The organism is Glycomyces sp. NPDC021274 (genome assembly GCF_040641195.1).
Taxonomy (GTDB): domain Bacteria; phylum Actinomycetota; class Actinomycetes; order Mycobacteriales; family Micromonosporaceae; genus Glycomyces.
On record NZ_JBFADC010000005.1, the window covers coordinates 282,695 to 307,563 of the forward strand.

20 protein-coding genes, 2 tRNA genes, 1 other RNA gene and 1 pseudogene are annotated in these 24,869 nt (G+C 70.4%); 16 read left to right on the plus strand and 8 right to left on the minus strand.

What is annotated here, in order from left to right; genetic code table 11:
• Positions 1 to 108 precede the first annotated feature (108 nt).
• Positions 109 to 2,619 (plus strand): annotated as a pseudogene (locus AB0I03_RS14310) (ATP-dependent Clp protease ATP-binding subunit); the annotation flags it as partial.
• A gap of 162 nt (positions 2,620 to 2,781) precedes the next feature.
• On the opposite strand, the gene AB0I03_RS14315 reads toward AB0I03_RS14310, so the two are convergent.
• Together AB0I03_RS14315 and AB0I03_RS14320 are read right to left on the minus strand one after the other, a co-directional pair.
• Complete coding sequence (locus AB0I03_RS14315) at positions 2,782 to 3,018, minus strand: hypothetical protein (RefSeq protein WP_360411838.1); 237 nt, start codon at positions 3,016 to 3,018, stop codon at positions 2,782 to 2,784.
• Between the two features lie 61 nt (positions 3,019 to 3,079).
• Complete coding sequence (locus AB0I03_RS14320; protein ID WP_360411841.1) at positions 3,080 to 3,511, minus strand: Hsp20/alpha crystallin family protein; 432 nt, start codon at positions 3,509 to 3,511, stop codon at positions 3,080 to 3,082.
• 120 nt (positions 3,512 to 3,631) lie between these two features.
• On the opposite strand from AB0I03_RS14320, the gene AB0I03_RS14325 reads away from it, so the two are divergent.
• Complete coding sequence (locus AB0I03_RS14325; RefSeq protein ID WP_360411844.1) at positions 3,632 to 3,967, plus strand: MerR family transcriptional regulator; 336 nt, start codon at positions 3,632 to 3,634, stop codon at positions 3,965 to 3,967.
• Positions 3,968 to 4,034: 67 nt separating this feature from the next.
• Here AB0I03_RS14325 and AB0I03_RS14330 read toward each other — a convergent pair.
• Positions 4,035 to 4,122 (minus strand) — tRNA-Ser (locus tag AB0I03_RS14330).
• A 125-nt stretch (positions 4,123 to 4,247) separates the two neighbouring features.
• On the opposite strand from AB0I03_RS14330, the gene ffs reads away from it, so the two are divergent.
• Both ffs and AB0I03_RS14340 read left to right on the plus strand, forming a co-directional pair.
• Positions 4,248 to 4,341: signal recognition particle sRNA small type (gene ffs / locus AB0I03_RS14335), an RNA gene on the plus strand.
• Positions 4,339 to 4,414 (plus strand) — tRNA-Thr (locus tag AB0I03_RS14340). The genes ffs and AB0I03_RS14340 overlap by 3 nt, the downstream gene beginning before the upstream one ends.
• A 44-nt stretch (positions 4,415 to 4,458) precedes the next feature.
• Here AB0I03_RS14340 and AB0I03_RS14345 read toward each other — a convergent pair.
• Positions 4,459 to 5,631, minus strand: coding sequence for an ATP-binding protein (locus AB0I03_RS14345; RefSeq protein ID WP_360411847.1), 1,173 nt, complete (start codon positions 5,629 to 5,631; stop codon positions 4,459 to 4,461).
• Between the two features lie 17 nt (positions 5,632 to 5,648).
• A complete protein-coding gene (locus tag AB0I03_RS14350) occupies positions 5,649 to 6,305 on the minus strand; it encodes a response regulator transcription factor (RefSeq protein ID WP_360411850.1) in 657 nt (218 codons plus the stop codon).
• 128 nt (positions 6,306 to 6,433) lie between these two features.
• Between AB0I03_RS14350 and AB0I03_RS14355 the strand changes: the two genes are divergently transcribed.
• From AB0I03_RS14355 to AB0I03_RS14370, 4 genes are all read left to right on the plus strand, one after another.
• Positions 6,434 to 7,003 (plus strand): hypothetical protein, encoded by a 570-nt coding sequence (locus tag AB0I03_RS14355; RefSeq protein ID WP_360411853.1) that lies wholly within the window; start codon positions 6,434 to 6,436, stop codon positions 7,001 to 7,003.
• Positions 7,003 to 8,085, plus strand: coding sequence for a peptidoglycan-binding protein (locus tag AB0I03_RS14360; RefSeq protein WP_360411856.1), 1,083 nt, complete (start codon positions 7,003 to 7,005; stop codon positions 8,083 to 8,085). The genes AB0I03_RS14355 and AB0I03_RS14360 overlap by 1 nt, the downstream gene beginning before the upstream one ends.
• Positions 8,082 to 8,789, plus strand: coding sequence for an ABC transporter ATP-binding protein (locus AB0I03_RS14365; RefSeq protein ID WP_360411859.1), 708 nt, complete (start codon positions 8,082 to 8,084; stop codon positions 8,787 to 8,789). Before AB0I03_RS14360 ends, AB0I03_RS14365 begins: the two co-directional genes overlap by 4 nt.
• 675 nt (positions 8,790 to 9,464) lie before the next feature.
• Positions 9,465 to 10,700 (plus strand): ABC transporter permease, encoded by a 1,236-nt coding sequence (locus AB0I03_RS14370; protein ID WP_360411862.1) that lies wholly within the window; start codon positions 9,465 to 9,467, stop codon positions 10,698 to 10,700.
• A 76-nt stretch (positions 10,701 to 10,776) separates the two neighbouring features.
• On the opposite strand, the gene AB0I03_RS14375 is transcribed toward AB0I03_RS14370, so the two are convergent.
• Complete coding sequence (locus AB0I03_RS14375; protein ID WP_360411865.1) at positions 10,777 to 12,249, minus strand: RICIN domain-containing protein; 1,473 nt, start codon at positions 12,247 to 12,249, stop codon at positions 10,777 to 10,779.
• A 269-nt stretch (positions 12,250 to 12,518) separates the two neighbouring features.
• On the opposite strand from AB0I03_RS14375, the gene AB0I03_RS14380 reads away from it, so the two are divergent.
• From AB0I03_RS14380 to AB0I03_RS14415, 8 genes are all read left to right on the plus strand, one after another.
• Positions 12,519 to 14,555, plus strand: coding sequence for a DNA polymerase III subunit gamma and tau (locus AB0I03_RS14380; protein WP_360411868.1), 2,037 nt, complete (start codon positions 12,519 to 12,521; stop codon positions 14,553 to 14,555).
• Between the two features lie 381 nt (positions 14,556 to 14,936).
• On the plus strand, positions 14,937 to 15,275 hold the full coding sequence (locus AB0I03_RS14385; protein WP_360412218.1) for a YbaB/EbfC family nucleoid-associated protein: 339 nt from the start codon (positions 14,937 to 14,939) through the stop codon (positions 15,273 to 15,275).
• Positions 15,276 to 15,425: 150 nt separating this feature from the next.
• Complete coding sequence (gene recR, locus AB0I03_RS14390; protein WP_360411871.1) at positions 15,426 to 16,022, plus strand: recombination mediator RecR; 597 nt, start codon at positions 15,426 to 15,428, stop codon at positions 16,020 to 16,022.
• A 462-nt stretch (positions 16,023 to 16,484) separates the two neighbouring features.
• The gene (locus tag AB0I03_RS14395; RefSeq protein ID WP_360411874.1) at positions 16,485 to 18,221 is read left to right on the plus strand and encodes an ABC transporter substrate-binding protein; all 1,737 of its coding nucleotides are present in this window, start codon (positions 16,485 to 16,487) and stop codon (positions 18,219 to 18,221) included.
• Positions 18,222 to 18,242: 21 nt separating this feature from the next.
• Positions 18,243 to 19,250, plus strand: a complete 1,008-nt coding sequence (locus tag AB0I03_RS14400) for an ABC transporter permease (RefSeq protein WP_360411877.1) — start codon at positions 18,243 to 18,245, stop codon at positions 19,248 to 19,250.
• Positions 19,247 to 20,209, plus strand: coding sequence for an ABC transporter permease (locus AB0I03_RS14405; protein WP_360411880.1), 963 nt, complete (start codon positions 19,247 to 19,249; stop codon positions 20,207 to 20,209). The genes AB0I03_RS14400 and AB0I03_RS14405 overlap by 4 nt, the downstream gene beginning before the upstream one ends.
• Complete coding sequence (locus AB0I03_RS14410; RefSeq protein WP_360411883.1) at positions 20,209 to 21,282, plus strand: ABC transporter ATP-binding protein; 1,074 nt, start codon at positions 20,209 to 20,211, stop codon at positions 21,280 to 21,282. Before AB0I03_RS14405 ends, AB0I03_RS14410 begins: the two co-directional genes overlap by 1 nt.
• Positions 21,279 to 22,340 carry an ABC transporter ATP-binding protein gene (locus AB0I03_RS14415; RefSeq protein ID WP_360411886.1) on the plus strand — a complete coding sequence of 354 codons (1,062 nt, stop codon included), beginning with the start codon at positions 21,279 to 21,281 and terminating at the stop codon, positions 22,338 to 22,340. The genes AB0I03_RS14410 and AB0I03_RS14415 overlap by 4 nt, the downstream gene beginning before the upstream one ends.
• A 57-nt stretch (positions 22,341 to 22,397) precedes the next feature.
• Here AB0I03_RS14415 and AB0I03_RS14420 read toward each other — a convergent pair whose 3' ends face one another.
• A complete protein-coding gene (locus AB0I03_RS14420; RefSeq protein ID WP_360411889.1) occupies positions 22,398 to 22,847 on the minus strand; it encodes a hypothetical protein in 450 nt (149 codons plus the stop codon).
• 17 nt (positions 22,848 to 22,864) lie between these two features.
• Positions 22,865 to 24,829 (minus strand): serine/threonine-protein kinase, encoded by a 1,965-nt coding sequence (locus tag AB0I03_RS14425; protein ID WP_360411892.1) that lies wholly within the window; start codon positions 24,827 to 24,829, stop codon positions 22,865 to 22,867.
• Positions 24,830 to 24,869: the final 40 nt, after the last annotated feature.

Below are 24,869 nucleotides of genomic sequence, written 5' to 3' on the forward strand. Positions count from 1 at the left end.
GTGTACCCACAGGGTTTTGCAAGCCACGACCAGTAACGACGACAAGTAGCGGCGCCACCTCGGCGAAGCTGGCGAGCCGTGTATTAGCGGTGCGAGGAGCGGAAGCGCATGTTTGAACGGTTTACGGACCGTGCCCGACGCGTGGTCGTCTTGGCTCAAGAAGAGGCCAGGATGCTCAACCACAACTACATCGGCACGGAACACATCCTGCTCGGCCTCATCCACGAGGGCGAGGGCGTGGCGGCGAAGGCCCTGGAGAGCCTGGGCATCTCCCTGGAAGGCGTCCGCCAGCAGGTCGAGGAGATCATCGGCCAGGGCCAGCAGGCCCCGTCCGGGCACATCCCCTTCACCCCGCGGGCGAAGAAGGTGCTCGAGCTGAGCCTGCGCGAGGCGCTGCAGCTCGGCCACAACTACATCGGGACCGAGCACATCCTGCTCGGCCTGATCCGCGAGGGCGAGGGCGTCGCCGCCCAGGTCCTCATCAAGCTCGGCGCGGACCTCAACCGCGTCCGCCAGCAGGTGCTGCAGCTGCTCTCCGGCTACCAGGGCAAGGAGCCCGCGGGCGCGACCGCCGGCGGCACCTCCCAGGAGGCGCAGCAGTCCGGTTCGCTCGTGCTCGACCAGTTCGGCCGCAACCTCACGCAGGCCGCGCGCGACGGCAAGCTCGACCCCGTGATCGGGCGCCAGCGCGAGATCGAACGCGTCATGCAGGTCCTGTCCCGCCGCACCAAGAACAACCCGGTGCTCATCGGCGAGCCCGGCGTCGGCAAGACCGCCGCCGTCGAGGGCCTCGCGCAGGCGATCACCAAGGGCGAGGTCCCCGAGACCCTCAAGGACAAGCAGCTGTACACGCTCGACCTCGGCGCCCTGGTCGCCGGGTCGCGCTACCGCGGCGACTTCGAAGAGCGCCTGAAGAAGGTCCTCAAGGAGATCAAGACCCGCGGCGACATCATCCTGTTCATCGACGAGATCCACACCCTCGTCGGTGCGGGGGCCGCCGAGGGCGCGATCGACGCGGCCTCGATCCTCAAGCCCATGCTGGCCCGCGGCGAGCTGCAGACCATCGGCGCGACCACCCTCGACGAGTACCGCAAGTACCTCGAGAAGGACGCCGCCCTGGAGCGCCGCTTCCAGCCGATCCAGGTGGCCGAGCCGTCGCTGGCGCACACCATCGAGATCCTCAAGGGCCTGCGCGACCGGTACGAGGCCCACCACCGCGTCTCCATCACGGACGGCGCCCTGGTGCAGGCCGCGACCCTCGCGGACCGCTACATCTCGGACCGGTTCCTGCCGGACAAGGCCATCGACCTCATCGACGAGGCCGGCGCGAGAATGCGCATCCGCCGCATGACCGCACCGCCGGACCTCCGCGAGATCGACGAGGAGATCGCGGAGACGCGCCGCCAGAAGGAGTCGGCGATCGACGCCCAGGACTTCGAGGCCGCCGCGCGCCTGCGCGACACCGAGAAGCGCCTCCACGAGAAGCGCGCCAAGCGCGAGCAGGAGTGGAAGGCCGGCGACCTCGACCAGGTCACCGAGGTCGACGAGGAGATGATCTCCGAGGTCCTCGCGAACTGGACCGGCATCCCGGTCTACAAGCTCACTGAGGAGGAGACCTCCCGTCTGCTGAAGATGGAGGAGGAGATCCACAAGCGGATCATCGGCCAGGAGGACGCCGTCAAGGCCGTCTCGAAGGCGATCCGCCGCACCCGCGCCGGGCTCAAGGACCCCAAGCGCCCCTCCGGTTCGTTCATCTTCGCCGGCCCGTCCGGTGTCGGCAAGACCGAACTGGCGAAGGCGCTCGCGGAGTTCCTGTTCGGCTCCGAGGACTCGCTGATCCAGCTCGACATGTCCGAGTTCCACGACCGGTACACGGTGTCGCGCCTCGTCGGTGCGCCTCCCGGGTACGTCGGGTACGACGAGGGCGGCCAGCTCACCGAGAAGGTGCGCCGCAAGCCGTTCTCCGTGGTCCTGTTCGACGAGATCGAGAAGGCCCACCCGGACGTGTTCAACACGCTCCTGCAGATCCTGGAGGACGGTCGCCTGACCGACGGCCAGGGCCGCATCGTGGACTTCAAGAACACGGTGATCATCCTGACCACCAACCTCGGCACCAAGGACGTCGGCAAGGCCGTCTCCCTGGGCTTCCAGTCGGACGCGTCCGAGGGCGGCGACTACGACCGGATGAAGGAGAAGGTCTCGGAGGAGCTGAAGAACCACTTCCGCCCCGAGTTCCTGAACCGCATCGACGACACCATCGTGTTCCCCAAGCACACGCAGGACGCGATCGTCGCGATCGTCGACCTCATGGTCAAGCGCATCGAGGACCAGCTCGCGAACCGCGACATGGCCCTGGAGCTGACGGACGCCGCGAAGCTGTACCTGGGCCACAAGGGCTACGACCCGGTCATGGGCGCGCGGCCGCTGCGCCGCACGATCCAGCGCGAGATCGAGGACACGCTCTCGGAGAAGATCCTCTTCAACGAGTTCGTGCCCGGCCAGATCGTGATCGTGGACGTCGACGGCGACCCGAAGGACGTCGAGAAGACGAACCTGACGTTCAGGGGCGCCGACAAGCCCGCGAGCGTCCCGGACACGCCTCCGGCCGAGCTGGCCGGCGAGCGGGCTCCCAAGAGCCCGGGAGCCGGTACCGGCACGATGCCGCCGAAGAGCCCGGGGGCCGGGCCGCGCGGCGGCCAGGTCGGCCAGGGCGGCGCCGCTTAACCGCGGCAGCCGATAGAGCGAACAAGGGGGCGGGACCGCGAGGTCCCGCCCCCTTCGTCATACCGCGGCGAGCCGGCGGCGGTCGCGCTGCCCGAGCGGGCTCGCGCAGCGGGCGCACACGTGCTCGCCGTCCAGGCCCGGCCGGACCAGCCAGCCCTCGGCCTCGGCGGCGTCGCACAGCACCGGCCAGCTGTAGTAGGAGTCGTCCCCGCAGTCGAACCGGGCGCCGCAGTGGTCGCAGACCAGTTCGTAGTCGGGGATGCCGCCGAGCGAGTAGTAGACGTTGCCGCACATCGTGTTCCTCCCGTCCGGGTGCCGGCCCGGTCGCGGGCGCGCCGCGACCGGGCGCGGCTGGCTACTGCTCGATGGCCTGCTTGCCGCTGCCGACGAGCACCTTGCGGGGCTTGGCCTCCTCGGCCAAGGGGATCGTCAGCGTGAGAACGCCGTCCCGGTAGGCCGCTTCGACGTGCTCGGTGTCGAGGGCGTCGCTGAGGAAGATCTGCCGCATGAACGTGCCCGCCGGGCGTTCGGCGTGGATGATCTCGCGGTCGCCGTTCGCGGCATTGCCGTTGTCGACAGTGCGGCGCTCGGCCTTGACGGTGAGGACGTTGCGCTCGACCTCGAGGTCGATGTCGTCCTCCCGGACGCCGGGCAGGTCGAGCTCCACCTTGAACCGGTGGCCCTCCTTCCACGCGTCCATCGGCATGGCCAGCCGGGTGTCGTTCTGTCCGAGCAGCTGCTGTGCGAGACGGTCGAGCTCGCGGAACGGGTCCGTGCGCATCAGCATCGCCAGGTCACCTCCTGCAATGAGAGTGCTTACGATCGATACGAAAAATATATAACACACGATGGAGATTTCGTCCAGCCAAGGGTTGCAGATAAACTAGTGGGGTACGTTCCCGTAGTGATGGAGGAGCACTTGGACCGCCAGCCGCAGCCCGCCGCCCGGCCCGCCCCCGACCATGCCGTCTACGGCATCTCGGTCGCGGCCGAGCTGCTGAACCTGGCCCCGCAGACCCTGCGCGTCTACGAGGCGCGCGGCCTCGTCGAGCCCCGCCGCACCTCCGGAGGCACCCGCCGCTACAGCGACGACGACATCGACCGCGTCCGCCGCATCGGCGAACTCCTCGCCGCCGGCCTCAACCTCGCCGGCGTCAAGCTCGTCCTCGACATGGAACTGGAGAACCGCCGCCTCCGCGCCGAACTCGGCGAAGCCCAGGCCCGCCTCGCCTCCCGCGACTGAAACCGGGTCAACCCCAGGGCACGAAAAAAGCCGGAGCGCCTGCTCCGGCTTCTCTCTTCTCACCAATTGGCGGAGGATAGGGGATTCGAACCCCTGAGGGCGTTAACCCAACACGCTTTCCAAGCGTGCGCACTAGGCCACTATGCGAATCCTCCGCGGAAGACCTTACCGGATGCCCCCGGCGACTTCCAACCGGGTTGATCGAGGTGACCTGCACTGCATCCCGCCCGATCGGGGCGTTCCCGGTTCAGTGGCGGCGGAGGCGTGGGGTAGACTTTCGCCCGTCCCTCATGCGGCGTCATCTTGTGAACCTCCCCAGGGCCGGAAGGCAGCAAGGATAAGCGGGCTCTGTCGGGTGCGTGAGGGACCCCGCCGCCTTAGCTCAGTCGGTAGAGCGTGTTACTCGTAATAACAAGGTCGACGGTTCGATTCCGTCAGGCGGCTCCAACATGAAAGGCCCCGGTGCAACCGGGGCCTTTGTCGTTTCCCGGTCAGTCGCCTGCGACCGGCAGTCGCACCGTGACCGCCAGGCCCCCCTCAGCGCGGGCTGCCGCTGTGACCTCGCCGCCGTGGGCCTTCGCGACCGCGCGCACGATGGACAGGCCGAGACCGGCCCCTTTCGATGCGGTGGCCAGCCGCTCGGTCCCCAGGCGCCGGAACGGCTCGAACAGGCCCTCGACCTCGAACACCGGCACCACGGGTCCGGAGTTCACGACCTCCAGGACCGCCGAGGCGCCCTCGCGGCGGGTCGACACCCGCACCCAGCCGTCCTCCGGCACGTTGTAGCGGATCGCGTTCTCCACCAGGTTCTGCGCCAGCCGCTCCAGCAGCACCGACTCGCCCAGCGTCGGCGCCTCCTCGCAGTCGGCCGACACCGCGACCCCGCCCGCAGGCGTCTGGGCCACCACGTACTCGGCCACGTCCGACAGGTCCACGTACGACCGCTCCGCGAGCTCGCGGTCCGAGCGCATGAGCAGCAGCAGCCCCTCGATGAGCCGCTCGTGCCGCGCGTTCACCTCCAGCAGCGTGCCGCCCAGCAGCCGCACCTCCTCGGACGCGTCCGGACGGTGCACCGCCACCTCCAGGAGCGCCCGCGTCACCGTCAGCGGGGTCCGCAGCTCATGGGAGGCGTTGGAGATGAAGGTGCGCTGGCCGTCGAAGGACTGGTCGAGTCGTTCCAGCATCCGGTTGAACGTCTCCGAGAGCTCCCGCAGTTCGTCGCGCGGACCGCTCACCTTGATGCGCTGGTGCAGGCCCCGGTCGGCCGCGGGGGACTCGGCGATCTGCGCCGCGGTGTCGGTCACCCGCTGTAGTGGCCGCAGCATCCGCCCGGCCACGAGCCAGCCGATCGCGATCGTGCCGAGGCTGACCAGCAGGAGTGCCTGCGGGCCCTGGTTGCGGATGGCGTCGAGCGCCTCGGCCCATACTTCGTTCGTGGCGATGAGCCGCAGATGCTGCGCCTCTGTCAGCGACTGGTCGGATTCGGGAAGGGGGATCTCCTCTCCGGACGAGTCGAAGCCGCGGACGATCGTCCCCTCATCGGGGATGCCCTGCTCGACGAGGCTGTAGGTGAGGACCAGGAGCAGTGCCCCGCCGGCGAGGAACAGCCCGCCGTACACCAGGGTCAGGCGGGCACGGAGCGTGAGTCGGATGCGGTGCTTCATGTCAGGTGGTGTCCCGCTCATTTGAGGTGGTAGCCCACGCCGGGCTCGGTCAGGACCACCGGCGGGTCGCCGAGTTTGCGCCTGAGCTTGAGGATGGTCATGCGCACCGCCTGCGTGAACGGGTCGGTGTGCTCGTCCCAGGCCTTCTCGAGCAGCTGCTCGGCCGAGACGGGCGCGCCGTCCGCTCGCAGGAGTTCTGCGAGGACCGCGAACTCCTTGCGTGACAACGGCACGTAGCGGCCGTCGCGGAACACCTGGTGCAGGTGCGTGTCGAGGGTGATGCCGGCCCGCGAGAGCACTGGTGGCGCCGCCGGCCGGGCCCGCCGGCCCAGTGCGGCCACGCGCGCCGCGAGCTCCCGGAATGCGAACGGTTTCGGCAGGTAGTCGTCCGCGCCGAGCGCGAGGCCGGTGACCCGGTCGTCGATGTCCGACGCGGCCGTCAGCATGAGCACCCGCGTGTCGCCGTGCTCGGCCGCGATCGTCCGGCACACCTGGTCGCCGTGCACCCCGGGCAGGTCCCGGTCGAGGACGACGACGTCGTAGTCGTTGACGCTGAACCGTTCGAGCGCCGCCGCCCCGTCGAACGCGATGTCCACCGCATGCGACTCACCGCGCAGCCACTCGGCCACGGCATCGGCGAGCAGCGGCTCGTCCTCCACCACCAGGATTCTCATCCCCCCATCATGGCCCGCCCCGCATTGCCGGGGCGTTGCCGTTTCGGCTTACGGCCGGGCAACGCCGCCGCGGTTGTACTGGTGCTGCCGCCGGGACCTCCCCGGCGGCGGTGAAAGGACGAACATTCATGCGGCGACAGATGATCGCACTCCTCCTAGGCCTGCTGGCCCTCTCAGCGGCCGCCTGCGGCGGCGACGGCGACGACGGCGGCGGTGTGGCCGACGCCGGCGGCACGGCGTCGGAGTCGGCGAGCGAGGGTGCGGGCGAAGGCGAGGAACTGGACGGTTTCGAGGAGGCCCTGGCCTATTCGGAGTGCATGCGCGAGAACGGGGTCGCGGAGTTCCCCGACCCTGAGCAGGACGGCGAGGGCATGCGGTTGGGCCTGCCCGAGGGCATCGACCCCGAGTCGGAGGAGTTCAAGGCGGCCGAGGAGGCCTGCGAGGACTTGACGCCCGGCCCCAAGGAGGGCGCGACGATCGACCCCGAGATCTACGAGGCGCTGCTCGCGTACGCCGCGTGCATGCGGGAGAACGGCGTTCCGGAGTTCCCGGACCCGCAGCCGAACGGCGGGATCATGATGAACGGCGACATGGGCTTCGACCCCGAGAGCGACGAGTTCCAGGCGGCCGACGAGGCCTGCTCGGAGCTGCGCCCCGAGCGCGGCGAAGGCCCGGCGGACGACGGCGGGGACGAGTGATGACCCGCAAGCGCCGCAAGGGCGGTGCCGGGAAGGTCGTGGCCGTGACCGCCGTGGTGGTGGCCGCCGCCGGGGCGGGTGCGGCCGCCCTCGGGTTCGACCCGCGGGCGTTCTTCGAGGAGGCCGAGGCGGGCGCGTCGCAGGAGACCCCGGCGACCGCGGAGGTCGTGCAGCAGACGCTCACCGAGACCGTCACGGTCTCCGGGGATCTCGGCTTCGGGGACGTGATCGGCCTCGACTGCCTGCGCGGCGGCACCTTCACGGCGCTGCCGAAGGCGGGCGACGTGATCGAACGGGGCGGCGAACTGTACTCAGTGGACGATCAGCCAGTGACCCTCCTCTACGGGGACCTGCCCGCGTACCGGTCTTTGACGCCCGGCGCCGAGGGCGCCGACGTGGAGCAGTTCGAGGAGAACCTGTCGAAGCTCGGCTACGACGGGTTCACCGTCGACGACGAGTACACGGACGCGACCGCCGAAGCGGTCGAGGAGTGGCAGGACGACCTCGGCTTGACCGAGACCGGCACGGTCGAGCTCGGCCAGGTCGTCTACGCCCCGGGCGAGGTCCGCGTCGACACGGTCGGCGTGGAACCGGGCGACCCGGCGCAGCCGGGCTCGCCGGTGCTCGACTACACGGGCCTCGACAAGGTCGTCACGGTCGAGGTCGACCTTGAGGACCAGGAGCTGGTCACCGTCGGCGAGGCCGTCGCGATCACCCTCCCGGACGGCACCCAGGCGACCGGCACCATCGCCGACGCCGAGACCCTGGTGAGCGAGGCGGACGGCGACAGCGAGGCCACCACGTACCTCGAGGTGACGGTCGCGGCCGACGACCCGGCGGTGTTCGACGGCCTCGACCAGGCCGCCGTCGACGTCGGCTTCGCCGGCGACACGGCCGAAGACGTGCTCACCGTTCCCGTGGAGGCCCTGCTCGGGCTCAACGGCGGCGGGTACGGGCTCGAGATCGCCGCGGGCGGCACGACCGAGATCATCGCGGTCGACACGGGCCTGTTCGCCGACGGTTCGGTGGAAGTCAGCGGCGAGGGCCTCGAAGCGGGCATGGCCGTGGTGGTGCCCTCATGAGCGCCCTCGCGGACACCGCTGCCGAGGTCGAGGCGCCGTCCGGGCCGCGGCCGGTGGTCGAGCTCGACGGGGTCTCGAAGACCTATCCGGGCGGGGTGCGGGCGCTGCGCGGCGTCTCCCTGCGGATCGACGCGGGGGAGATGTGCGCGATCGTCGGCCCTTCGGGCTCGGGCAAGTCGACGATGCTGCACCTCATCGGCACGCTCGACCGGCCCAGTGAGGGCACGGTGCGCATCGACGGGTTCGATGTGGCGCGGCTGCGCGACAAGCAGCTGTCTGCGCTGCGCGCCACCAGGATCGGGTTCGTGTTCCAGCAGTTCCACCTCGCGGTGGGCCAGCAGGTGCTCGACAACGTCGCGGACGGGCTGCTCTATTCGGGGCGGCGCGGACCGGACCGGCGGGCCCGTGCCGCCGAGGCCTTGGAGAAGGTCGGGCTCGGGCACCGCCTGGACCACTTGCCGAACGAGCTCTCCGGCGGCGAGCGCCAGCGGGTGGCGGTGGCGCGGGCGATCGTCGGCGAACCGGCGGTGCTGCTCGCGGACGAGCCGACGGGGAACCTCGATTCGGTGTCCGGGTCCGGCGTGATGGCGCTGCTGCACGAGCTGCACGAGGCCGGCACCACCGTCGTGGTCATCACACACGACCAGGACATCGCGCGGTCGCTGCCGCGGCAGGTTGCGATGCGCGACGGAGAGGTGGTCTGAATGTCAACGCCCCCAACGGGTCCGGGACGCGGCGAGGAGCCGCCGCCCGGCGGCTGGCCGCCCCCGCCGATCCCCGCCCCGCCGGCACCGAAAGCGGCCGGGACCGACACACCCGGAGGCCGACGGGAACCGCGCGGGCCCGACCGGCCTGCACGGTTCGGACCGGCCGAGTCGGCACCGAGCGCCGACGACCCGACGCCGAAGGCCGACGGGCCGGTGACACCGAGCCGGGCCGCGGGCGCGTTGCCACAGGGTGGCTCGCCGGATCCGAACGCCGCCGGCGCGGCGGCACCGGCTCGCGCCGCGAGCACGCCTTCGCGACCGCAGCCGGGCACGCCGTCACCGGGTCCCTCGCTCGACCCGCAACTGAACACTGACGGGCCGGGAGCACCGAGCCGATTCGCGAGGGCGCGTTCGCGACCGCAGCAGGGCGCGTCGCCACAGAATGACTCGCCGGATCCGCAGCCGGAGTTGGACGGAGCGGCAGCGAGCACGGCCGCAGGCGCGGGTTCGCGACCGCAGCCGGACGCCGCACTACCGGGCGATCCGCTCGGACCGGCACCGCGCGCCGTCCCGCTCGAACCGGCATCGGATGCACCGCCCGGGCCGCCTCCGGCGCCGACCGGTCCTGCGGCGCCCGCAGCTTCCCGGCGGCGAGCGAAGGGCTCTCGCCGGATGCGGTCGCTGCGGGCGTCCGATCCGGCGGAGCCTTCCGCGAAGTCGCTGCGGGCGGCCCGGATGCGGCCCGGCGACGTACTGCGGGTGGGGGCCACCGGACTGCGCACGCGGCCGCTGCGGGCGTGGTTGTCCGCGTTGGGGATCGCGATCGGGATCGCGGCGATGATCGCGGTCGTCGGGATCTCGTCGTCGAGCCGGGCCGAGCTCGACCGGCAGCTCGCGGCCCTGGGCACGAACCTGCTCACGGTCTCGCCGGGCACGTCGATGATGAGCGGCGAGGTCGGGGTGCTGCCGTACGAGGCGGTGTCGATGATCGGCCGGATCGCGCCGGTCACGCAGGTCGCGGCGACCGGCCAGGTGCCCGACGTGAACGTGTACCGGTCGGACCGGATTCCCGAGGCGCAGAGCGGCGGCATGACCGTGCAGGCGGCCGAACTGGCCCTGCTCGACACGGTGGGCGCGGAGCTCGCTGACGGGGTGTGGCTCAACGAGGCCACGTCCCGGTACCCGGCGGTGGTGCTCGGAGCGAGCGCCGCCGAGCAGCTGGGGATCACCGGCGCCGGCGTGGACGTCTACATCGGCGGGCAGTGGTTCTCGGTGGTGGGCGTCCTCGAACCGGTGACGCTCGCGCCGGAACTCGACCTGACGGCGCTGGTCGGCTGGGAGTCAGCGGCGACGTACCTCGGGTTCGACGGGCACGCGACCACGGTGTACACCCGCGCCGAGGACGCTTACGTGGTCGATGTCGCGAACGTGCTCGCGGCGACGGCCGATCCGTCGGCGCCCGACGAGATGTCGGTGTCGCGGCCCTCTGACGCGCTCGAGGCGCAGCAGGCGGTGGACTCGGCGTTCACCGGGATGCTGCTGGGGCTCGGCGCGGTCGCGCTGCTCGTCGGCGGGGTCGGCGTCGCGAACACGATGGTGATCTCGGTCCTGGAGCGGCGCAGTGAGATCGGGCTGCGACGGTCGCTGGGGGCGACGCGCGGCCAGGTGCGGGTGCAGTTCCTCGCGGAGTCGCTGCTGCTCAGTGCCCTGGGCGGCCTGGGCGGGGTGCTCATCGGGACCATCGTCACCGCCGGGTACGCGTCCTCGCAGGGCTGGCCCGCCGTGGTGCCGTACTGGGCGAGCGCGGGCGGTGTCGGTGCGACGCTGTTCATCGGCGCGGTCGCGGGGCTCTACCCGGCGATCCGGGCGTCCCGGCTCTCACCGACCGAAGCGCTTGCCGCGCAATAGGTCCCGTCACCGAACGGTCAGTTCATGTAGTGAAAGCGGTGCCCCGGCCGACCGGCCGGGGCACCGCTCCTCTCCGCTACAGGTACTGGCGCAGGACCGGCGTCAGCAGGCCCGCGATCTTCGCATGGCCGGCGTCGTGCGGGTGCACGTTGTCGCTGGTGTCGGTGGCCGGGTTGACCCAGCCTCGCGTGTCGACGTAGTGGACCTTCGCGTCACCGGCGTTGTTGCGGTTGGCGACGGCGTTCTGGACCTCCGTGAGCAGGCGCTCGCGGAAGACGCCCATCGCGAGGATCTCCGCGTTCGGGTAGTGCTGCCGGACCCGCTGCAGCAGCAGGATGTAGTCGGCCTGGAACTGCGCCGCCGACACCTTGTTGTTGGTGCCCAGGTTGATGACGACCAGGTCGGTCTCGTAGGTGTTGAACTCCCACATGTCGTTGGCGTCCTGGTTGGTGGTGCGCATGAACCAGTCGACCATGCCGCGGCAGTCGGTGGTGGAGACGCACGCCCCGCCCTCGGCGACCTGCATGTGGGACGCGCCGACCGCTTCGGCCGAGTTCCACGCGTACGTCGAGAAGGGACGGTTGGCGTTCGGCTGGCCCACGGTGATGGAGTCGCCGATGAACTCGATGTGCGTGTCGGGCCGCACGGTCGCGCTGGTCGCGCCGCCCGAGGCGAGGATGAACCCGCCGAAGGACGGGTCGCCGGTGTAGGAGCCGGCCCGCTCGCGGAAGCCGATGCGGATCGTGTGGGTGCCGCTGAGGCCGCTCCTGACGGTCACGTTCCCGGAGACGTTCCGCATCCAGGTCTCGTTGCCGCCGTCGATCGAGTACCACATGTCGATGGTGTTGCGCAGTCGCACGCCGATCGAGGAGCCGGTGAAGGCGGTCTCGACGTAGCCGCCGGCCCAGCCCATCTGGTAGAAGGTCGCGTTGTCCTTGTCCCAGCGGCCGTAGAACTGGACGTTCGCGTCGGTGAGGGAGCCGTTCCCGGCCGTGCCGCCCGTGCCGACCGGCACGAGCTTCCAGTGCTGCGTCTCGAGGTTGTTGCGGGTGTACTGCGAGACGCGGCTGCCGGGGGCGGTCGCGCCCTCCCAGTTGTCGAGGGCCTTGCCCGAGTTGCGGTTCACGAGCTCGACGCTGCCGTCGGACTGGTCGTTGACCTGCCACTGCTGGTTGGTGCCGTTGTTGTCCGTCCACTGCACGACGTCGGCGCCGTTCGCGGTGGATTTGGCGTAGACGTCGAGTACCTGATTCGAGTGCCGGGCTTGGATCCGGTAGTAGCCGCCGCCGGAGTCGACGAAGCGGAACTGCTGGTTGGTGGCGTTGGAGGGCGTGGCCAGCACTGTCAGGGCGCCCGCGGTGGTGGCGCTGTTCTGGATGCTGACGGCGAGGCCGGACTGGTCGTTGACGATCCGGTACCAGGTGTTGGTCTCCACGGCGGCGGCCGGGGAGGCGGTGAGCGCGGTGAGGCCCGCGGCGGTGCAGACGGCGACCACGGCGGCGGCCAGCCAGCGTGCGAGCCGCGGGCGGTGCGGTGTGGGAGAACGCAAGGGGGAACTCCTTCTATTGAAACGTTTAAATACGTTGGTGCTTCTAGAGGATACCGCTTGCTCGTGAGTGTGGCCACCCCTCCAGACGTCCGAAATCACCGGGTTCGCACGCCCGGACGACCCCGACCCCACCCCGACCCGCCCTCCCGGCCCACCCGCGCCGCACCAATGCGTGGGACAGGCCCCAGACCGGCGGTCGCACCGCCGAACGTCGGACCCAGGCCGTACCCTGGCAGGAACGGAAGAGCCCCGGCCAGCAGGAGGAAGACGTGGCACTCGCGCTGTACCGCAAATACCGGCCGCAGACCTTCGCCGAGGTCGTAGGCCAAGAGCACGTCACCGAACCGCTCATCAACGCCATCCGCGCCGGGCGCCTCAACCACGCCTACCTCTTCTCAGGACCCCGCGGCTGCGGCAAGACCTCCTCCGCCCGCATCCTCGCCCGCTCCCTCAACTGCGCCCAAGGCCCCACCCCCGAACCCTGCGGCGAATGCCGCTCCTGCCGCGCCCTCGCCGCCGACGGCCACGGCTCCGTCGACGTCATCGAAATCGACGCCGCCAGCCACGGCGGCGTCGACGACGCCCGCGAACTGCGCGAACGCGCCGTCTTCGCCCCCGTCGACTCCCGCTTCAAGATCTACATCATCGACGAAGCCCACATGGTCACCGCCGCAGGCTTCAACGCCCTCCTCAAACTCGTCGAAGAACCCCCCGAATACGTCCTCTTCATCTTCGCCACCACCGAACCGGACAAGGTCCTCCCGACCATCCGCTCCCGCACCCACCACTACCCCTTCCGCCTCATCGCCCCGCCCGCCATGCGCGAACTCTGCCGCAAACTCTGCGACGAAGAAGGCGCCGTCGTCGCCGACGACGTCCTCCCCCTCGTCGTCCGCGCCGGCGGCGGCTCCGCCCGCGACACCCTCTCCGTCCTCGACCAGCTCATCGCCGGCGCCGGACCCGAAGGCGTCACCTACGAACGCGCCGCCGGACTCCTCGGCGTCACCGACGCCGGACTCCTCGACGAAATGTGCGAAGCCTTCGCCGCCGCCGACGGCCGCGCCGTCATGGAAGTCGTCGAACGCGTCGTCGAAGGCGGCCACGACCCCCGCCGCTTCGCCGGCGACCTCCTCGAACGCCTCCGCGACCTCATCGTCCTCCACCAGGTCCCCGACGCCGGCTCCAACGGACTCGTCGACGCCCCCGCCGACCAGCTCGCCAAGATGACCAGCCAGGCCACCCGCATGGGCACCTCCACCCTCACCCGCATGGCCGAGGTCATCGCCGCCGGACTCGCCGGTATGCGCGGCGCCACCGCCCCCCGCCTCCTCCTCGAACTCGCCTGCGTCCGCGCCATCCTGCCCGGCTCCGACGAATCGATGGCCGGCCTCACCCAGCGCCTCGAGACCCTCGAACAGCGCGCCGCCGGAGCCGCCTTCGCCGCACCGGCACGCGACACCTCGACCGGCGGCACCACCGGCGCGGCAGCGGCGCGCGCCGCGCTGGCGAAGACCGCCGAGCCCGCTGCGTCGACTCCTGCTGCAGCCTCTGTCCCGGTCCCGGCACCGCCTGTGGAAGACACCGTGGCCGCCGCACCGACCGGGCCGGTCGCCGTGCCGCCGTGGGAAGAGGAAGCCCCGCAGGCGAGCCCTCCGCGGCCCGCGCCGGCCTCCGAGCCGGTGGCGCCCGTTGACGACTGGGCCGACGCCGAGCCCGTCCCGGCCCCAGAGCCGACGGCCCCGGCGTACGCGCCGGTGGCCGAGTCCGGCGGCGCCTCGGCCGCTTCGATCCGGCGCCAGTGGGACCGGATCATGATGGCGGTCAAGGACAAGAAGCGCACCACCGCGGCGCTGCTGCAGGATGCGACGATCGCGGACGCCACGGACAACGAAGTGGTGCTCGCCTTCAAGCACTCCTTCCATGCGGAGAACCTGCAGAAGGAGCCCGCGTACGGGATCGTCGTGGGGGTCCTCAACGACGTCCTCGGCGGCAACTGGAAGATCCGGTGCGAGGTGGGGGAGGCCGGCAGCCTCCCAAAAGCGGGAACGGGACCGGCGCCTAGCCCGGCGCCGAGCCGCCCCGCGCCTGCGGGGCCGTCGAGCGGCCAGGCGCCGAGCGCACGGCCGCAGCGCGCGCCGTCCCGCCAGGCCCCGCCTCCCGCCGCGGAGTCCTTCGAGGAGCCCCCTGCGGACGACTACGACGAGCCGAGCCCTGACGACCCTGTCGCCCCGGGCGGCTTCGGCACGAGCGAGGAGCAGGCCGTGCAGCTCCTGACGACCGCCTTCAGCGCCAAGCAGATCGCCTGAGTCCCGCTCGCAAAAAGTTATCCACAAGCGATTCACCTGCGCTTACATCAGTTTCCTCCTGAGTTATCCACAGGCGGGAAACTTCTGTTGCCGCTCCACTACCCCTCGTGTTGTAGTAGATAGCAAAAAACGCCATCGGGCACCGGCGGGATGGCGGCGACATAAGGGGATTCGCGAACGTCGCCATACCGAGGCCGCGCGCGGGAAGCCACCCGCGCGCGGTCCCCGCCCAGTGCCCCACCACCCCTCGCCCCGCGGGGGAACGCGCGGGCGGCCGAGGAACCACCTCGGTCGCCCGCCACAACACAGATGTCGCCCGAGACGGCTAGGCTGGCGGGACACCTAGGAGACCCGGAGCCGACGGCGAGGAGTGACATGGACATGTTCGCAGGAGGAGACCTGCAGAAGATGCTGCAGCAGGCGCAGCAGATGCAGGCCGACATGATGCAGGCCCAGGCCGAGCTGGCCGAGTCCGAGGTCACGGCCTCCGCCGGCGGCGGGCTCGTGAGCGCCACGGTCACCGGCGACGGCGAGCTCAAGGGCGTCAAGATCGACCCGAAGGCGATCGACCCCGACGATGTCGAGACCCTCGAAGACCTCATCCTCGCTGCGGTCCAGGCCGCCAACGCGGATGCCAAGCGCCTCGCCGCCGAGAAGATGGGCCCGCTCGGCGACGCCATCGGCGGCATGACCGGCGGCCTCGGCCTGCCCGGCATGTAAATCGAAGACCCCGGGCCCTCCTGGGCCCCGGCGCCTTCCGGCAGGTAGGCCGCACGACCCCAGGGCCCCAAGGGCCCCGGCGCGTTCGCGCCGTTCATCAGCCGCCACCCCCAAATCGATCACGAACGAGCCGCAGGAAAAGAGAGATCCTTGTACGACGGGGCTTTGGGCGACCTCATCGAAGAGCTGGGGCAGCTCCCGGGCATCGGGCCGAAGAGCGCCCAGCGGCTGGCCTTCCATCTGCTCGCTTCCGAGAGCGTCGATGTCGAGCGCCTCACTTCCGCGCTTGAGCGGGTCAAGGCCCAGGTGCGCTTCTGCGAGACCTGCGGCAATGTGACCGAGGCCGAGCAGTGCGGCATCTGCCGGGACCCGCGCCGGTCCGAGGCGCTCATCTGCGTCGTCGAGGAACCCAAGGACGTGCTCGCGATCGAGCGCACCGGCGAGTTCCGGGGCAGGTACCACGTGCTGGGCGGGGCGATCAACCCGCTCGAGGGCATCGGGCCGGACGACCTGCGCATCCGCCAGCTCATGATCCGCCTCCAAAAGGGAGAGACGAAGGAGCTGATCCTGGCCACGGACCCGAACACCGAGGGCGAGGCGACCGCCACCTACCTGGCGATGCTCATCAAGCCCATGGGGTTCAAGGTGACCCGGCTCGCGAGCGGCCTGCCCGTGGGCGGCGACCTCGAGTACGCGGACGAGGTGACACTCGGCCGGGCGTTCTCGGGTCGGCGCGACGTCGACTAGCGAGGTCGGAAAGCCGCGTCCTTGGTCGGAATGCCAGAGGGGTCGGAAAGCCGGGCCCCGCTTGGAAAGCCGCGGCCCTGGTTGGAAAGCCGGCGAGGTCGGAAGACCGGACCCGGGAGCCGGGGCGGGGGCGGCAGGCATCGTCCGGAACGCGAAGTGGGCGGCGGCTGTCGGCGTGCGAAGCGGGTGAGCTTGAAGCGGCTTGCGGAGCCCGGAGCCGTTGGGGCGCGGCGGGCTGTAATTGGCAGGTTTGCGCTCCGTTACGGCGCGCCAGGCGGGGCCGTTTTGGGTTCCCTTGTGGCGCAACGGGATTCACTTCGATGCGATCCTTACGATTTGGGTAACAATATTCGCCGAAACGGTCACGATCACATAACGCTTAACAGTGGTGTAACTCACCTGGACTTACGCTGTCTCTACCTCCGAATACCCAACGACCGACGGGTGAGACAACCTATGCGCATGTCACCAACCCCAATCAGGCGCGCTCTGGCCGCAGCGGCGGGCGCCGCAATGACATTGGGCCTGCTCGCCGCCTGCGGCTCCGACGGTGAGACCGGCGGGGACGCCGACTCCGCCGAGGACTTCGACTTCTCGTGTCCTGAACGCACCGACGGCGAACCCGCCGCCGACACGGCCAGGAACGACTCGGAGCCGTTCGTCTTCGGCACCCCTGGCGACCCGACCAGCCTCGACCCGATCCTCGCCTCCGACGGCGAGACGTTCCGCGTCAACCGCCAGGTCTTCGACACCCTCCTGGACGCCGACTGCACCGACACCGTCCCCGGTCTCGCCGAGTCCTACGAGCAGAACGAGGAAGGCACGGAGTGGACGTTCCACCTGCGTGAGGGCGTGACCTTCCACGACGGGCAGCCCCTCGACGGCGCCGCCGTGTGCAAGAACTTCGACCGCTGGGCGAACTTCAAGGCGGGCTACCAGTCCCCGAACTTCACGTACTACTACTCGTCGGTCTTCGGCGGCTTCGCCGAGAACGACCCGGCCATGGGCATCGAGACCGAGTCGATCTACGAGGGCTGCACCGCAGACGGCCTCGACGCGACCATCAGCCTGAGCAAGTACACCTCGAGCTTCCCGGGCGCGTTCACCCTCGAATCGCTCTCGATCATCAGCCCGGCCTCGATCGACGCCGTCGCCGACGCCGCGATCCCCGCGGCCGACTCGCCGCTGCCGGAGTACACCCAGACCGTCGGCACCCTCGCCGGCACCGGGCCCTACAAGCTCGAGAGCTGGGACCACAGCTCGCAGGAGGTCGTCCTCACCCGCAACGACGAGTACTTCGGCGAGCCCGCGAAGGTCAAGACGGTCATCTTCAAGACCATTTCGGACGAGACCGCCCGCCGCCAGGCCCTCGTGGCCGGGGACATCCACGGCTACGACCTCGCCGCCCCGGCCGACGCGCAGGCGCTCATCGAGGACGGCTACCAGGTGCCCGTCCGCGGCGTCTTCAACCTGCTGTACCTCGCGTACACGCAGAGCCACGCCCCGCTCGAGGACCACGCCGTCCGCGAGGCCCTCTCCTACGCCATCGACCGCGAGCGCATCGTCAACTCGGTGCTCCCGGCCGGCGGCATGGTCGCCACCCAGTTCATTCCCCCGAGCCTCGAGGGGTACTCGGAGGACGTCGCCACCTACGACTACGACGCCGAGAAGGCCAAGCAGATGCTCGCCGACGCGGGCGCGGAAGACCTCACCATCACCTTCTGCTACCCGACCGACGTGACCCGGCCGTACATGCCGGCGCCGAAGGACATCTTCGACATGATCTCCTCCGACCTGCAGGCCGCAGGAGTCACGGTGGAGGCCAAGCCGATCACGTGGGTCGACTACATCCCGACCACCCGCTCCGGCGAATGCCCGCTGTACCTGCTGGGCTGGACCGGCGACTTCGCCGACCCGTACAACTTCCTCGGCACCTGGTTCGCCACCGAGTCCACCGAATGGGGCTTCGACAACCAGGAGGTGTTCGACGCGATCGCCGCCGCGAACACCGAGCCCGACCAGGCCACCCGCGTGGACCTGTGGAAGACCGCGAACGAGGCCGTGATGGAGGAGCTGCCGGGCCTGCCGATCTCGTCCTCGCCGCCGTCGATCGCGTTCGCCCCGGACGTGTACCCGCCGGACGTCTCCCCGCTGACGCGGGAGGACTTCTCGCAGGTCTACTTCACCACCGGCTCCTGACCGGAACGATTACAGCCGAATATGCTGCGCTACACCGTTAAGCGCCTCCTGCAGCTGTCCGTGGCGCTCTTGGGACTCTCACTGCTCCTGTTCGCGTGGTTCAAAGCCCTCCCGGGCGGACCCGAGAACCGGCTGCTCCCCGAGAACGCCACGGACCAGCAGCGGGAGGCGCTGCGGGCCGCCCTGGGTCTGGACGAGCCGGTCTGGACCCAGTACGGCGAGTTCCTCTCCCGGATCGTCCGCCTCGACTTCGGCTCCTCGCTGTCGAGCGGGCGTCCGATCGCGACGGAGCTCGCCGAACGCCTGCCCGCCACCGTCGAACTCTCCTTGGCCGCCATGCTCATCGCCGTCGGCCTGGGCATCCCGCTCGGGTACCTCGCGGCGAAGCGCCGCGGCACCTGGATCGACTTCAGCACCGTCTCCGGCTCGCTCCTGGGCACCTGCATCCCGATCTTCTTCCTGGCCGCCATGCTGAAAGTGGTGTTCGCGCAGGAGCTCGGGTGGCTGCCGACGACGTTCCGCCTGACCGCCGGCGCCGACTTCACCGAAGTGACGGGCCTGCGCGTACTGGACGGGCTCATCACCGGCGAGCTCGACATCGCCTGGGACGCGGTGAAGCACCTCATCCTGCCCGCGATCGCGCTCTCGTCGATCCCGCTCGCGGTCATCGTCCGCATCACCCGCGCGAGCGTGCTCGACGTGGTCGGCGAGGACTACGTGCGCACCGCGGACGCCAAGGGCCTCAAGCCCTCCACCGTCCGCGGCCGCCACGTCATGCGGAACGCGATGCTGCCCATCGCCACGATCATCGGCCTGCTGCTGGGCAGCCTCTTCGCGGGCGCGGTGCTCACCGAGAGCGTGTTCGCGTTCGGCGGCATCGGCTCGTTCGTCTACCAGGCGACGACCGAGCGCGACTACCCGGCGCTCATGGGCTTCATCCTCGTCATCGCCGTGTTCTACGTGGTCATCAACCTCATCGTGGACCTGTCGTACGGCCTGCTCGACCCGAGAGTGCGGGTGCGCAAATGACCATCGCGAAAATCGAGAAGCTCGACCGGCTCATCGAGGCCAACGCCACCGCCCGGGACGCCAGGACCGGTTCCCTGTGGCGGCAGTCGATCCGCCGGATGCGCCGCTCGCCGATGGCGATCACCGGCGCGGTCATCGTGGGCCTGTTCGTGCTCGTGGCGGTCGTCGGCCCGTGGGTCGCACCCTACGACCCGACGGCCCAGACCTGGGGCCGCGAGGTCTTCCTGAACCGGAACATCTTCCCGGGCCCGCGCCCGGAGAACTGGTTCGGCCTCGACCACCTGGGCCGGGACATGTTCTCCCGCATGATCGTCGGTGCCCGGCAGACGCTGCTCGTCGGTGTCGTGGCGACGCTCATCGGGTTCGTCGCGGGCGCGTTCATCGGCGGTGTCGCCGCTGCTGCGGGCACGTTCGGCGGGCGCTGGGGCGAACGCCTCGAAGCCGTCATCATGCGCGCCGTCGACGTGGCGCTGGCGATCCCGATGCTGCTCCTGGCGTTGAGCGTCGCGGCGCTGCTGGGGCCGTCGCTGCGGACGGTGATGATCGCGGTCGGCGTCGCGCAGATCCCGATCTTCGCGCGGCTGCTGCGCGGTTCGATGCTGGCGCAGGCCCATTCGGACTACGTGCTCGCGGCGATCGCCATCGGTGTCCCCAAGGGACGGATCGTGGTCTCGCACATCCTGCCGAACTCGCTGGGGCCGGTGATCGTCCAGGCGACGCTGGTGCTGGCGACGGCGATCATCGAGGCCGCCGCGCTCTCGTACCTGGGCCTCGGCAACCCCGACCCGGGCAGCGCCGAGTGGGGCACGATGCTCGCCGACGCGCAGCGGTTCCTCTCGGGCGCACCGCAACTGGCGATCTACCCGGCCGTCGGCATCATCGTCACGGCGCTCGGCTTCACCCTCCTGGGCGAGGCCATGCGCGAATCGCTCGACCCGAGACTGCGGAGGCAGGAATAGTGGCACTGCTCGAAGTCGAAGACCTGCGGGTCGCCTTCGGGGCGTCCACCGCCGTCGACGGCGTGTCCTTCTCGGTCCCGGAAGGGAAGGTGGTCGGGCTCGTCGGCGAGTCCGGCTGCGGCAAGTCGGTGACGAGCCTGGCGATCATGGGGCTCCTGCCGAAGCCCCGCGGCCGCAGGGCCCGCCAGACCGTCCAGGCCGCCGCCTCCACTCCTGTCGACAGTGGACTGAAGGCGACCGCGGTCGCCCTGCAGTCCGTCGCCGCGGTCGGCGGCCGGCGCCGCGGCGGCGCGGAGGTCGACGGGCGGGCCGTCTTCGACGGCACCGACCTCCTGTCGCTCGCGCCGGCCGCGATGCGCCGCCGGCGCGGCAAGGACCTCGCCATGGTCTTCCAGGACCCGCTGTCGAGCCTCAACCCGGTCGTGCCGATCGGACGCCAGATCACCGAGGTCCTCGAACGCCACCGCGGCCTCAAGGGCGACAAGGCGACGAAGGAGGCCTCGCACCTGCTCGACCGCGTCGGCATCCCCGACCCGGCCCGCCGCCTCAAGGAGTACCCGCACCAGCTCTCGGGCGGCATGCGCCAGCGCGTGCTCATCGCGATCGCGGTCGCGTGCGCGCCGAGGCTGTTGATCGCCGATGAGCCGACGACGGCGCTCGACGTGACGATCCAGGCGCAGATCCTCGAGCTCCTGAAGGACCTTGTGGAGGCCGAGGGGACGGCGCTGCTGATGATCACGCACGACCTCGGTGTGGTCGCGGGGATCTGCGATGAGGTGAACGTGCTGTATTCGGGGCGTGTGGTCGAGTCGGCGCCGGTGCGGGAGCTGTTCCGGCGGCCGACGCATCCTTACACGATCGGGCTGCTCGGTTCGATTCCGCGCCTTGATCTTCCGATTCATGAGCCGTTGACGCCGATCCGCGGTTCGATCGCGGATGTGATCCGCTGGCGGGACGGCTGCGCGTTCGCGCCGCGCTGCGACCGGGTCGCCGCGCCCTGCGTCGAGGGCGAGCCCGCACTGGTCGGGGCGGTGCACGCGCACCGCTGCGTCATGGCCGAGGAGATCGCATGAGCACTGAGCAGGACGCGGAGCCGCACGTGCCCGCGCAGCGCACGGAGGAGCCTGATTTGTCCACTGCCGCAACGCCTGCCGCTTCGACGCCGCTGCTCGAGGTGGAGGATCTGAAGGTCCATTTCCCGATCCGGCGCGGGATCGTGGTGGAGCGCACCGTGGGGCATGTGCAGGCGGTCGACGGGGTCGGCCTGCAGATCGATGCGGGCGGCACGTACGGCCTGGTGGGCGAGTCGGGTTGCGGCAAGACGACGTTCGGTCGGGCGGTGCTGCGGCTGGAGGAGCCGACGGGGGGCCGGGTGCGGCTCGGCGGTGACGAGGTGACGGCGATGAAGGGCGAGCGTCTGCGCCGTTTCAGGTCGCGGATGCAGATGGTGTTCCAGGATCCGCTGGGTTCGCTGAATCCTCGGCACAATGTGGACATGCTGCTGTCGGAGCCGTTGAAGGTCCACGGGGTCGGGTCGAAGGCCGAGCGGCGCAAGCTGGCGGTCGAGACGCTCGATGCGGTGGGTCTGCCGAAGTCGGTGCTGGAGCGGTTCCCGCACGAGTTCTCGGGCGGTCAGCGCCAGCGCCTGGGTATCGCGCGGGCGTTGATGCTGCGTCCGGACTTGATCGTGTGCGACGAGCCGGTGAGTGCGCTGGACGTGTCGATCCAGGCGCAGGTGATGAACCTGCTCGATGAGTTGCAGGACGAGTTCGGGTTGACGTATCTGGTGATCGCGCACGATCTCGCGGTGGTGCGGCACCTCTCCGACCGGGTCGGGGTCATGTACCTCGGGAAGCTGGTGGAGGAGGCGGACTCGGAGACGATCTATGAGCGCCCGCGGCATCCGTACACGAAGGCGCTGCTTTCGGCTGTGCCGCAGCCTGATCCGGAGGTCGAGGCGAGCCGTGAGCGGATCATTTTGAAGGGTGACCTGCCGTCGCCGGCGAATCCGCCGTCGGGTTGTCGTTTCCGCACGCGCTGCCCTTGGGCGGAGGACATCTGCGCTGAGGTGGAGCCTGAGTGGCGGGAGGCGGCGAGCGGTCACAAGGTCGCTTGCCACTTCGATCTGTAAGCGAACGAACGAATGGACGGCGCGGGCGGGGGGTGCATCCCGCCCGCGCCGGTCGCTTTAGTCGCGCAGGAAGCCCGGGTGGGTCTCTTCGGGCATGAGTCCGATGTTCTTGACGGTGTAGTCGTCGAGTTCGCCGTCGTAGTCGCATCGCAGGCGCATGCCCAGTTCGGGGACGGCGTACATGCCGGCGCTCTTGAGCGGTGGCAGTCCGGTGAGGTCGGTGAGTGCGGCGATGGCCTGCTGTTCGGGCTGGTTCAGGAGTGGGACGCCTTCGTAGAGGACTTCGATCTCGTCGTTCATGACTTCGATGAAGTTGAGCCGGTCCGTGTCGTCGTAGTCGAGGGACACCAGGGTGGGGAGGTAGAGGTCGGTGTCGGCGGTCGCCGTCAGGTCTCGTTGCCAGGCTTCGTATTCGCCGAGTCGGCTGCGGTGTTCCGACCGGGTCTCTCCGAACCGGGCGAAGGCGAATCCGGTCTTGGGGATGATGGTCATGGGGCTGGTGATCAACAGGGTTCCTTGCGTGGTCAGGCGAGTCGCCATGTTCTGACGGTGCCGTCGTCGTATCCGATGAGGGCGGTGCGCTGGTCGGGGGCGATGAGGGAGGCGAGGGCGACGGGGTGCGGTTCGCCGGGTGCGGTGAGTTCCCGCCGGTCGCCTTCGTCGGTGCCGGCGAGGACGGGGAGGCCGTTCTCGATGGTGAGGATGGCGTCGCCGTTCCCGCTGGGCAGGAGCCAGGTGTCGTGGGGGGCGTCGATCGGGGCGAGCGGGAGTGGTCCGCCGATGGATTCGTAGGTCCAGAGGTCGATTTGGTAGTAGTGCTGGTCGGTCGCGTTGTACACGAATCCGCGCGGGCTGCCGTCTGCGGCTTGGGCGATCCAGAGGCCGGCGGTGCGGGCGGTTTCGGGCCGCCAGTCGGCGTGGGGCGGCACGCGTCCGCGGATGGAGCCGTCGGCGGGGTGGTGGAGGGTGACCGCGCCGTCGGGTTCGGCGTGGGCGACGGCGAGTTCGCCCCTGTTGGGGGCGAGGGCGGCGTGGTCGATGAACCCGGGCTGGAGGGTCATGCCCTGGCCGGGGGCGCCGGTGTCGAGGTCGATTGTGGCGCAGCCGGTCGGGGTCATGGCGGTGAGCAGTGTGGCGTCGTTGCGGACGTGGGGCGCGTAGGTGGCCGCGGCGGTGTCGAAGTCGCCGGTGCCGATCTTGGTGAACTCGGTGCTTCCGGGTTCGGCGACGTGCACTCCTGATGCGCGGTCGACGGCGATCACGCGGGCGCGGCCGCCCGGGACGGGTGCGAGGAGCAGGGCGGTGACCGGGTGCTCGACCTCGGTCGCTCCGAGTGCCGTGCCGAGGTTGAGGTCCCAGAGCCGCAGTTCGGTTCCCGCCGCGGTGTAGAGCACCGGCCCGGCTGCGCCGGGCGCGGGGGTCATTGCGGCGATCGGGGTGTCGTGGGCGGTGAGGAGGAGTCCGTCGTGGGGGAGGACGACGGTGGTCGGTACGGCGGCCTCTTCGGTCGAGGCGCCGTCGTCGCGTTGCCGGGTGGTGTTGAGCCACCAGGCGGCGGCTGCGGCCCCGGCTGCGACGGGGGTGCCGATGGCGGCGGCCAGGAGGGTGCGGCGGCGCGTCGTGCGGGCGGCCCCGGGCCGCGGCAGGGGGAGGGTGGATTCGGGGGTGTCCGGGTTGTCGCCGCGGCAGGCGGCGGCGAGGTCGGCCGCGTCGCGCCACCGCTGGGCGGGGTTCTTCTCCAGGGCCCGCATGACGACGGCGCGGGCGTCGTCGGGGACGGTCGCGGGGAGTTCCGGCGGTGGTCGGTGCAGGTGGCCGTGGACGACCGGGGAGAGGGTCGGCCCGGTGAACGGCGGTTGGCCGCTGAGGCATTCGTAGGCGACGACGCCGAGCGAGTACAGGTCGCCGGCGGGTGTGAGCGGCGCGCCGTCGATCTGCTCGGGGGAGGCGTAGGTGAGGGTGCCGAGCCGCACGTCGGGTCCGGTGAGGGCGGTCTCGTCGGAGAGGAGGGCGATGCCGAAGTCGACGAGGCGGGCGTGGGAGTCGGTGCCGACGATGATGTTGGCGGGCTTGATGTCGCGGTGGATGACGCCGGAGCCGTGGGCGGTCGCGAGGGCGTCGGCGATCTCGGCGCACAGGCGCATCGCCTCGCCGGGCGGCAGCGGCCCGTCGGCGAGGACGGCGCTGAGCGGCCGGCCTTCCACGTACTCCATGACGAGGTAGGACCGGGTGTCGTCGGGGCCGGTGTCCTCCCCGTAGTCGTGCAGGACTGCGATGCCGGGGTGGCGGAGGCGGGCCACGGCCTGCGCTTCGCGCACGAACCGGGCATGGGCCGCTGCCGCGCCTTCGAAGCCGCCGCGGTGCAGCAGTTTGATGGCGACGTCGCGGCGCAGCCCGGTGTCGAACGCCCGCCACACCTCGCCCATGCCGCCGGCGCCGATGAGCGCGTCGAGCCGGTACCGGTCGGCGATGAGCTGTCCTGCGGGCATCGGGTTCCTCACGGCTGCCGGGAAAAGGGGGTGGGGGACC

Bases quoted from the DNA above. Each gene is read 5' to 3' on its own strand.
- AB0I03_RS14355 (WP_360411853.1), top strand. From the start codon at position 6,434: ATGCGGCGACAGATGATCGCACTCCTCCTAGGCCTGCTGGCCCTCTCA.
- AB0I03_RS14350 (WP_360411850.1), bottom strand. From the start codon at position 6,305: ATGAGAATCCTGGTGGTGGAGGACGAGCCGCTGCTCGCCGATGCCGTG.
- AB0I03_RS14315 (WP_360411838.1), bottom strand. From the start codon at position 3,018: ATGTGCGGCAACGTCTACTACTCGCTCGGCGGCATCCCCGACTACGAA.
- AB0I03_RS14425 (WP_360411892.1), bottom strand. From the start codon at position 24,829: ATGCCCGCAGGACAGCTCATCGCCGACCGGTACCGGCTCGACGCGCTC.
- AB0I03_RS14385 (WP_360412218.1), top strand. From the start codon at position 14,937: ATGTTCGCAGGAGGAGACCTGCAGAAGATGCTGCAGCAGGCGCAGCAG.
- AB0I03_RS14360 (WP_360411856.1), top strand. From the start codon at position 7,003: ATGACCCGCAAGCGCCGCAAGGGCGGTGCCGGGAAGGTCGTGGCCGTG.
- AB0I03_RS14345 (WP_360411847.1), bottom strand. From the start codon at position 5,631: ATGAAGCACCGCATCCGACTCACGCTCCGTGCCCGCCTGACCCTGGTG.
- AB0I03_RS14370 (WP_360411862.1), top strand. From the start codon at position 9,465: ATGCGGTCGCTGCGGGCGTCCGATCCGGCGGAGCCTTCCGCGAAGTCG.
- AB0I03_RS14320 (WP_360411841.1), bottom strand. From the start codon at position 3,511: ATGCTGATGCGCACGGACCCGTTCCGCGAGCTCGACCGTCTCGCACAG.
- AB0I03_RS14325 (WP_360411844.1), top strand. From the start codon at position 3,632: ATGGAGGAGCACTTGGACCGCCAGCCGCAGCCCGCCGCCCGGCCCGCC.
- AB0I03_RS14395 (WP_360411874.1), top strand. From the start codon at position 16,485: ATGTCACCAACCCCAATCAGGCGCGCTCTGGCCGCAGCGGCGGGCGCC.
- AB0I03_RS14365 (WP_360411859.1), top strand. From the start codon at position 8,082: ATGAGCGCCCTCGCGGACACCGCTGCCGAGGTCGAGGCGCCGTCCGGG.
- AB0I03_RS14415 (WP_360411886.1), top strand. From the start codon at position 21,279: ATGAGCACTGAGCAGGACGCGGAGCCGCACGTGCCCGCGCAGCGCACG.
- AB0I03_RS14405 (WP_360411880.1), top strand. From the start codon at position 19,247: ATGACCATCGCGAAAATCGAGAAGCTCGACCGGCTCATCGAGGCCAAC.
- AB0I03_RS14400 (WP_360411877.1), top strand. From the start codon at position 18,243: ATGCTGCGCTACACCGTTAAGCGCCTCCTGCAGCTGTCCGTGGCGCTC.